Genomic DNA, 1554 nt, shown 5'->3' on the forward strand with positions numbered 1-1554 from the left:
ATTTTTTTGATGCAGTGTAATAATTTCGCTTTTTGGTCATTCTATTCCCCTCTTATATTAGAAGAATAGCTCTTAAAAATACCTTTTTTTCGTCTAAAAATCCGCGCCTATATCAGAGTACTTTTATCAATAGTGTAGACAAGGTAAAATCAACTGAAGAACCTCAAAATACTAACTCTTCTAACAAGGAACCTGAATGATTAATATTCTCTTGAGTGTTAACCTAATTATTTTTTTATTTATTGGCAATTATCTCTTGAATCAACGTAAACAAATTGCGAATTTAGAAGAGCAGTATAAAAATTTAGAGAAAACAATTGTTGGGATTATTAAAGATCACCCCATTTTGGTTAAAGCAGATTTAACTTTTTCCAAACAATTAAGAGAAATCAATAGCCAGTTAATTAGTATGGATAACCAACTTCAAGACTTAGAAAATATTCGCGACAATGATGGGGGTTATCAGCATGCTCTGCGTATTTTGGAAATGGGGGGTAACCGAGAGGAAATAATTGAAAACTGCCATTTATCAAATGCAGAAGCGGAGTTATTAATGAATCTGCAGGCTTATCGCTCAGCAATTAAAGCCAGTTAAAAATTTAAAGGCTATCCATGTCCAACATCCCCCTTGTATTTTGTTAATACCCCTTTTTCTAAGAGCAAAGGGGGTAGGGGATTTAATTGATTAATACTAATTATTCTTTACAACCATATAATTCGTAATAGGCTTGCATTTTGTCGAGTTCTTCTTCTTGCTTATTTGCTTTTAAATAATCAATTAAATCAAAAAAATTAATAATAGAGTAAACCTTAATGCCTTGGTTAGCTATTTCAGAAAGAGCGGATTGATTTGTTTGGCCTCGCTCGCAACGATCGAGGGCAATAATTACCCCAGTAAGCTGACCGCCATTCATTTTTATTAAAGATTGTGACTCTCTAAATGCGGTGCCTGCAGTTATTACGTCATCAATAATAATGGTTTTTCCACTTAAGGGTGCACCTATTAATTGGCCGCCTTCACCATGGTCTTTTATTTCCTTGCGATTAAAGGTTACGGTGATATTTTTATGGCTTTGGTTTAAGGCGATTGCTGCAGCGGTAGCTAGAGGTAGTCCTTTATAAGCTGGACCAAATAGATGATCCATTTCAACCTTATTGTCAATCAGCGTTTGCGCATAGAATTGACCTAATTGATCTAAGGCTGCTCCAGTATAAAATAAACCAGCATTAAAAAAATAAGGACTGATACGACCAGACTTTAACGTGAATTCTCCGAATTTTAATACCTTAGATTCTAGAGCTAATTTTATAAAAGCTGATTTCGTATAATTCATTGTGTATTCCTAAAGTGAAAAATTATTAAAAACATAGATATAATTTAAAAAAATCCTTAACAATCAATAAAAAACTGTTATGCTAATTAAACAGCAAATGAATTAGCTAGGTCCGGGGATCTGGAACAAAATTCAGGAAAAATAAGAGCTATTCCCGGTTTGTTAGTTCATTCACCTTACTCTCAGAATGGCTTATCCACAAGTCCATAGGCCAGGAGAG

2 protein-coding genes are annotated in these 1554 nt (G+C 33.9%); one reads left to right on the forward strand and one right to left on the reverse strand.

Annotated features, from left to right (window positions below; translation table 11 throughout):
• The first annotated feature begins 196 nt into the window (after nucleotides 1-196).
• Complete coding sequence (locus ELY15_RS15700; RefSeq protein ID WP_127101683.1) at nucleotides 197-595, forward strand: DUF2802 domain-containing protein; 399 nt, start codon at nucleotides 197-199, stop codon at nucleotides 593-595.
• 100 nt (nucleotides 596-695) lie between these two features.
• On the opposite strand, the gene pyrE is transcribed toward ELY15_RS15700, so the two are convergent.
• Nucleotides 696-1334, reverse strand: coding sequence for an orotate phosphoribosyltransferase (gene pyrE, locus ELY15_RS15705; protein WP_127101685.1), 639 nt, complete (start codon nucleotides 1332-1334; stop codon nucleotides 696-698).
• Between the last annotated feature and the right edge of the window lie 220 nt (nucleotides 1335-1554).

The organism is Legionella sp. km772, assembly GCF_003989735.1.
In the GTDB taxonomy this organism is placed as follows: Bacteria; Pseudomonadota; Gammaproteobacteria; order Legionellales; family Legionellaceae; genus Legionella.

What these genes read in the sequence shown, in the direction of transcription:
- ELY15_RS15700 (WP_127101683.1), top strand. Translation starts at nt 197, where the DNA reads ATGATTAATATTCTCTTGAGTGTTAACCTAATTATTTTTTTATTTATT.
- pyrE (WP_127101685.1), bottom strand. Translation starts at nt 1,334, where the DNA reads ATGAATTATACGAAATCAGCTTTTATAAAATTAGCTCTAGAATCTAAG.